Genomic DNA, 6,843 nt, shown 5'->3' with positions numbered 1-6,843 from the left:
AGGTGGTTCTTCCGCCACGCAATGAAGCTGCATCACCAATGTCAGCTTCGCGGCTGACGCCGCTCCCACATCTGTGGTGGTCATGGCTGGTGAACACAAAAAACCCCGGCAAGCCGGGGTTTTTGCGTTGAACATGTGCAGCCGCCTTACTTCAACAGGCTGAGCACGTTCTGCGGCACCTGGTTGGCCTGGGCCAGCATGGCCGTACCGGCCTGCTGCAGGATCTGGGTGCGGGTCATCTCGGCCGTTTCCTTGGCGTAGTCGGCATCGCGGATGCGGCTACGGGAAGCGGAGAGATTTTCCGAGGTGGTGGCCAGGTTGGCGATGGTAGAGGTGAAGCGGTTCTGGATGGCGCCCATTTCCGCGCGCGAGCTGCTGACCGCCGTCAACGCCTTGTCGACGATCTCGATCGCACGCTGCGAACCGGAGAAGTTGGAGACGTCCAAGTCTTCCATGTGGCGGATGCCGCCGCCGTTTGCAGCCACGCCGGCAGCGGCGGTGGTCGCGCCCAGGTCGGCAGCGAGCGAGACGGTGATGCCGGTGCCGCCAGCCAGGGTGCCATTGGTGACGCCGCCGAAATCCTGCCCGGCCTTGACCGAGGTCAGCTTCAGTTCGCCGGCTTCGACGGTGGCGTACATGCCGGTCTGGTCCAGCTTGTTGTTGAAGGCCTGGGCAACCTTCTTCTGCACAGCGGCAGCATCGTCGCCGACTTCGATCTTGATGTCGTCCAGCTTGATCTGGGTGGCAGCGGCAGCGCCCGCCGGGGTGACGCTGACGGTGATGCCGCTGATCGAGCCCGAGGCGGTGGCGGCGGTGCCGCCGATGCCGGTGCCGCTCACGTTGTCGGCGAAGCCGGCCTGGCCCAGGGTGTCGATGTTGGCATCGACGATGGCATTGATGCCAATGGTCTGGCCGGAGTTGGCGCCCACCTGGAACAGCGCACCGGTGAAGCTGCCGTCGAGCAGCTTGGTGCCGTTGAAGCCGGTCTGGTTGGCGACGCGGTCGATTTCCGACAGCAGCTGATCGACTTCGGCGTTCAGCGCTTCACGGTCGCTGTCCGAGTTGGTGGCATTGGACGACTGCACGGCCAGCTCGCGGATGCGCTGCAGGTTGTTGCCGATCTCGACCATCGCGCCTTCGGCGGTCTGGGCCAGCGAGATGCCGTCATTGGCGTTGCGCACGGCCACATCCAGGCCGCGGATCTGGGTGCTGAAACGCTCGGAGATGGCCAGGCCGGCGGCATCGTCCTTGGCGCTGTTGATGCGCAGGCCAGAGGACAGACGCTGGATGGACGTCGCCAGGCTGCTGCCGCTGGTGTTCAAGTTGCGCTGAGCGTTCAGCGACATGATGTTGGTGTTGATGACTTGTGCCATGGGACTTCTCCGTTGTGTTCGGTGACGTGGTGCGTATGAGGAAGCGGTGGGATGCGGATTACGGAATCAGCGGATCATGTTGAACAGCGACATCGACTGCATCTGGGTGAAGATGGTCTGTGCCGCCTGCAAGGCCGCGCCTTCGAGCTGGTATTGCCCGATGGCTTCGGCATAGTTGAGGTCGCGTAGCTGCGACAGGGAACTTTCCAGAGTGATGCTGCTGGCTTCGCGCAGCGAGGCCGCATCGTCGATGGATTTCAGTTGCGCGCCGCCTGCGGCGCGCGCATCGATCAGGCTTCCCGATGCACGCGCGACATCGCGGATGCTTGCCTGCAATGCGTTCTGTTGGGCGGTGCGGCCGGCTTCGGTGGAGGTGTCCATATTCAGCGTCTGCACCAGCTGGTCGATGGTGCTGAACACATCGCGGGTACTGGCCTGGCCGGCGGTGAACGCATCGCCGGCGGCAGGAGTGCCTTCAATGCGAACACGCAAGCCCTGGAAGACGATGTCTTCGCCGGTCTTATAGGTGCCGGTACCGACCACCGTATTGCTGGCATCCACGACGTCATAGGTGTCGGTGCCGGTGAAGCGCAACGTATAGCTGTCGCCGTTCCAGCTGCCCGAACCGTCGCGGCTGATGTCGGTCAGTACCGCCTTGCCGGTGTTGCCTGCGGCCGCGGCTGCATCGACGGTGCCGTCACCGGTACGGATGCGCAGGAACACCTCGCTGCCCGGTTGCGCGTCCTTGATGAAGGTGCCGGGGGCAACCTCGACCTGGCGCTGGATCTGATCACCGTTGTAGGTCACGGTGCCATTGGCAAGCGTGAACGGTGCGGCGGCATCGGCGGCACCGCCAAACAGGTAGCGGCCGTTGCCATCGGTGGTATTGGCCAAGGCCAGCATCTGGTCCTTGATCGATTGCAACTCGGCGGACACCGTCTTGCGGTCTTCGGCTGACAAGGCGGCGTTGTTGGCCTGCACGGTCAGTTCCGACACCCGTGCCAACAGTTCGTTGGCCTGCGACAAGGTATTCTCCTGCAGGCCGAGCCGGTTCTGCGCGGTGTTGGCGTTCTTGCCCAGCTGTTCCAGTTCGGCAAGCACGCGATCCAGGCCAACGGCCGTACCGGAAGCAACCGGATCATCCTTGGCGGTGACTATCTTCTTGCCGGTGGCCAGCTGCTGCTCAAGATGGTTCATCTTGCTTTGCTTGGCCAGCATCAGCGAGACCGACTGGTCATACATCATGTTGCTGGAAATTCGGTTACTCATCAGCCCACCGCCTTCAAAATCGTCTGGAACATGGTGTCGGCGGTGGAGATCAGCTGCGATGCGGCCTGATAGGCCTGCTGCAGCCGGAGCATGTCCGCCGCCTCTTCATCAAGGTTCACGCCCGAGATCGAATCCCGTGAGGCCTTGGCGTTGTCGTTGATCACCTGCTGCGCCTGCAGCGAGTAGTCGGCTGCACGTGCTGCCGAGCCGATCTGCGTGGTCAAACCGCCGAGCGCGCCATTCAGGGTGACGGTGCCGCCGTTGAATGCCTTGGTATCTTCGACATTGGCAAGCCGCGAGGCGTTGCCGTTGTCACTGGAACCGGCAGCGGTCTTGCCGATGTCGAAGCGATCGCCAGCGGCAGGCTTGCCATCGAGCACCACGCTCCAGCCGTTGGCGCTGATGGTCTGGCCGGGCGTGTACGGATACGGGCCGGCACCATCGATGGTGTAGTTGTTGGCGTCAACAAAGGCGATGGCCGCAGGATTGAGCAGGGCAGGGTCGCCAGCATTCAATACGTCCAGCTTGCCGAGTACGCCGGTGCCGGTATTGCTGAGCACCGCCGTGCCCTTGACCGGATTGGCGGCGGCAATGCGCGAGGGGTCGGTGATCGCCACAGACAGATCGTTGGTTGCCCCAGCCGTTGGCTGCAGCAGGAAGCGATCATTGGTGGCGGGGGTACCGCCCACCACGAACTGCACGCCATTGACCACGAACGGATCGGCGGCAGTGCCGGTGCCGGTCATCGGTACCGCCACGCCGGAATCGGCGCGGCTGGCCTGCCAGTTGCTGCCGTCGAACTTGAGCAGCAGGTTCTGGCCATCCAACGCGCCAAGGTCGCCATAGCTGGCGGTGAGGCTTGCAGTGCCGGTATTGCCGCTATGGCCGGATATCTTCGGCGTACCCAGATTGAAGAAGTTGCCGCCCATGTCGCCGTACAGGTCCATGCCTTCAGCGTGGGCCTGGTTGAACGACTGCGCCATGCCCACCGCGATCCGGCCGAGCTCGGCCTGGGCGGGGGTGAGCACGGTTTCACGGAATTCCAGCAGGCCGCCGATCTGTCCGCCCAGCGCCTTGCTGTCCATGGTCACGGTCATGCCCTGGGTCTTGATCGCAAGACGCAGGCGCTCGGGCTGGTAGGGGTCAGCCGCAGTGGTGATCTCCGAGGCGGTGGTGCCGACAACCAGGGCCTGGCCGCCAGCGGAATAGACGTTCATCACGCCGCCGTCCTGGATCACCGCGGTGCCGCCGGTATAGCCGACCAGTTTGGAGATCAGCTGATCGCGCCGGTCCAGCAGGTCCGGTGCGGCCGCGGCGGCATTGCTGCCGATGGCACCGTTGATCTGTGCGATCTCCTTGGCTAGCCGATTGACCTCGGTGGCTGCGGAGATCAGGCCGTTGTTGACCTCGCTGTTCAGACTGTCGAGGTTGGTATTGAGTTGCTTGAAGCGGTTCACCAGGGTGCTGGCGTTGTCCAGAACATCGCGGCGGTCGGCGGTGCCGGAAGCGTTGGATGCCAGTCCATTGACAGCGTCAAAGAAGTTGGACCACACGCCGCTGACGTTGGTGGCCGCATCGGAGAACAGCGCATCGACGCGATCGGCCATGCCGGACAGCTGCTGCAGGCGCGCCAGTTCACCGTTGCTGTCGAGCAGGCGCGAGATGGCCAGCTGATCGGCCACGCGGCGGATGTCGGTGATCTTGGTGCCGTTGCCCACGTCGCCGTAGCCGACATCGCTGGGGTCGCGGGTGGCGAAGTCCACCTTCTGCCGGCTGTAGCCGTCAGTCTTGATGTTGGCGACGTTGTGGCTGACGGTAGCCAGCGCCCGTTGGAAGGCGATCAGCGCGCTGGTGCCAGTGGAAAGAACATTAGACATGGACGGCTATCTCAACGACGGGTGATGCCGGTAGCACCGGCGGTACTGGCAAAGGTCTGGCCCAGGCGTGCACCGGCATCGCCGATGGCGGCAACGGCGCGGCCGATGGTGGGCCCGGCGGCAATGGCGGCGATCTTGGCCGCGTAGGCCGGATCGGTGGCGTAACCGGCACGCTGCAGGCCCTGGGCAAAGCTGCGGACATCGCTGCCGGCGCTGAGCGCGGCCTGGTAGCGGGGACTGGTTTTCAACATGCGCACGTAGTCGCCGAAGCTCTCCGCCATCGAGCCATAGGCACGGAAGCTGGCGGTCTCATTGCGACGTTGGCCGTTGACGTATTCGTGGGTGCCGGTGGTGGCGCGTTCGCCGCTCCAACCAGTCGCTTTGATGCCGAACAGGTTGTGGCTGCTGTCACCGTTGTCGCGCTTGATATGGCGCTTGCCCCAACCGGTCTCCAGGGCGGCCTGTGCAACCAGGGCGCGCGGGTCGACGCCCAGCTCGCGCGCGGCGCGCTCGGCATGCGGCCAGATGCTGGCGACAAAGCCTTCCGGCGTGTGCTTGCCGAGCTTGTCGGCGGCAAGGTTGGCGGTGGTGGTGTCGACGGCGTCACCGCGCTGCGCCGCGGTTGCACTGCTCCAGCGATCATTGGCCATCGCCCAGTCGGCGGCTGGCGTTGCGGCTTCGTTTTCCTGATACGGGTTGGCGCTGCTCAGCGCAGCATGGAAGCTGCTGCTGTCACGGCCGGCAATCAGATCCAGGGCCTGGGCCTGCGGGGCCATATAGGTGGATTGGTCATCGATGTTCAACGTCGACAGCGGGTCGGCGCCGGTTGCCGATGCAGGGTCCAGCGGCATGCCGGCAGCTGCAGGTGCGGTCAACTGGTAGGCACGCGCGGCAGCGGCGGGCTTGATGCTGGGATCAACGTTGGGTGTGCTGGCGGAGTCGCTGCCACCGAGTTGGCGCGCGATCATCGCCGACAGGCCCAGCCCACGACCGCGCGTCATCGCCTCGGCAATGCGCTGGTCGTACATCTCGCGGAACATCTGGTTTTCACCCGGAAACATCGAATCGCCGAAGCTTGCATCACGCATGCTCTTGACCAGCATCTGTGCGAACTGGCCTTCCAGCTGGCGGGCAACCTTGTCGATCTTCGCCGGGTCATTGGCGATGGCCGGGTTCAGTTCAAGCGCGGGCGCGGCGATACGCACTTAGATCACCTCAAGGTCGGCGGTCAGTGCGCCGGCCTGCTTGAGTGCTTCCAGGATGGCGATCAGATCGCCCGGCGCCGCACCGACTTCGTTGACTGCGCGCACGATCTCATCCAGGGTCGCGCCGCCATCGAAGCGGAACATGCGGCTGCCTTCATTGCTGGCGGTAATGGTGGACTGCGGCGTGGCAACCGTCTGTCCGCCACCAAAGGCATTGGGCTGGCTGACCTGGGTCGATTCGCTGACGGTCACCGTCAAGGAACCGTGCGAGATCGCCGCCGGGCTGACCCGCACCTGCGAGCCGATCACCACGGTACCGGTACGCGAGTTGACGACGATGCGTGCCGGTGCCGCGCCTGGCGACAATTCCACGTTTTCGATACGGGCCAGCATGCCGATGCGGGCGCCAGCATCACTTGGTGTCTGTACCGCAACGGTGCCGCCATCAACGGCGCGCGCGGCGCCCTCACCGAAGGTGGCATTGAGCGCGCTGACCATCCGCGAGACGGTGGTGAAATCGCTCTGGTGCAGGTTCAAGGTGATGTCGCCGCCGGCGGCGAAAACATCCGGCAGGGCACGCTCGACGGTGGCACCGTTGGGAATGCGGCCGGCGCTGGGAATATTCACCGACATACGCGAGCCATCCTTGCCCTGCGCACCGAAGCCACCTACCACCAGATTGCCCTGGGCAATGGCGTATATCTGACCATCGATGCCCTTCAGCGGCGCCATCAACAAGGCACCGCCGCGCAGCGACACCGCATTGCCGATCGAGGACACGGTGATGTCGATGGTCTGGCCGGGTTTGGCGAACGGCGGCAGTTCAGCGTGGATCGCGACCGCTGCGACGTTCTTCAGCTGCGGATTGACGTTGGCCGGAACATTGACACCGAGCTCGCCGAGCAGGTTCTTCAGGCTCTGCACGGTGAAAGGCGCCTGGCTGGTGCGGTCACCGCTGCCATCCAGGCCGACGACCAAGCCGTAGCCAACCAGCGCATTGCCGCGCACACCGCCAACCTGGGCCAGATCCTTGATCCGTTCGGCATGGGCGGGCAGGGCGGCCGCCAGTGCCAGCATTGCGAGGGCCAGATGACGCATGAAAGAGAAAGTAGTCATCAC

At 64.3% G+C, this 6,843-nt stretch carries 5 protein-coding genes; all 5 read right to left on the bottom strand.

The annotated features are described in order from the left end of the window. Window positions 1-146: 146 nt before the first annotated feature. The 5 genes from ACVOKO_RS17110 to ACVOKO_RS17090 all read right to left on the bottom strand — a co-directional run bounded on the left by ACVOKO_RS17110 (window position 147) and on the right by ACVOKO_RS17090 (window position 6,840). Window positions 147-1,373 (bottom strand): flagellin, encoded by a 1,227-nt coding sequence (locus ACVOKO_RS17110; protein ID WP_346500142.1) that lies wholly within the window; start codon window positions 1,371-1,373, stop codon window positions 147-149. A gap of 66 nt (window positions 1,374-1,439) precedes the next feature. After that, on the bottom strand, window positions 1,440-2,642 hold the full coding sequence (gene flgL, locus ACVOKO_RS17105; protein WP_346500140.1) for a flagellar hook-associated protein FlgL: 1,203 nt from the start codon (window positions 2,640-2,642) through the stop codon (window positions 1,440-1,442). Then, the gene (flgK, locus tag ACVOKO_RS17100; RefSeq protein ID WP_346500138.1) at window positions 2,642-4,519 is read right to left on the bottom strand and encodes a flagellar hook-associated protein FlgK; all 1,878 of its coding nucleotides are present in this window, start codon (window positions 4,517-4,519) and stop codon (window positions 2,642-2,644) included. Before flgK ends, flgL begins: the two co-directional genes overlap by 1 nt. Before the next feature lie 11 nt (window positions 4,520-4,530). Beyond that, complete coding sequence (gene flgJ, locus ACVOKO_RS17095) at window positions 4,531-5,724, bottom strand: flagellar assembly peptidoglycan hydrolase FlgJ (protein ID WP_346500135.1); 1,194 nt, start codon at window positions 5,722-5,724, stop codon at window positions 4,531-4,533. Further along, complete coding sequence (locus ACVOKO_RS17090) at window positions 5,725-6,840, bottom strand: flagellar basal body P-ring protein FlgI (RefSeq protein ID WP_430980808.1); 1,116 nt, start codon at window positions 6,838-6,840, stop codon at window positions 5,725-5,727. It abuts the gene before it with no gap. Window positions 6,841-6,843 lie beyond the last annotated feature (3 nt).

The sequence above is a fragment of the Stenotrophomonas sp. STEN240 genome (assembly GCF_056756175.1).
Note: the sequence above shows the minus strand (reverse complement) of the source record. Positions and strands in the feature narration are given on the sequence as shown.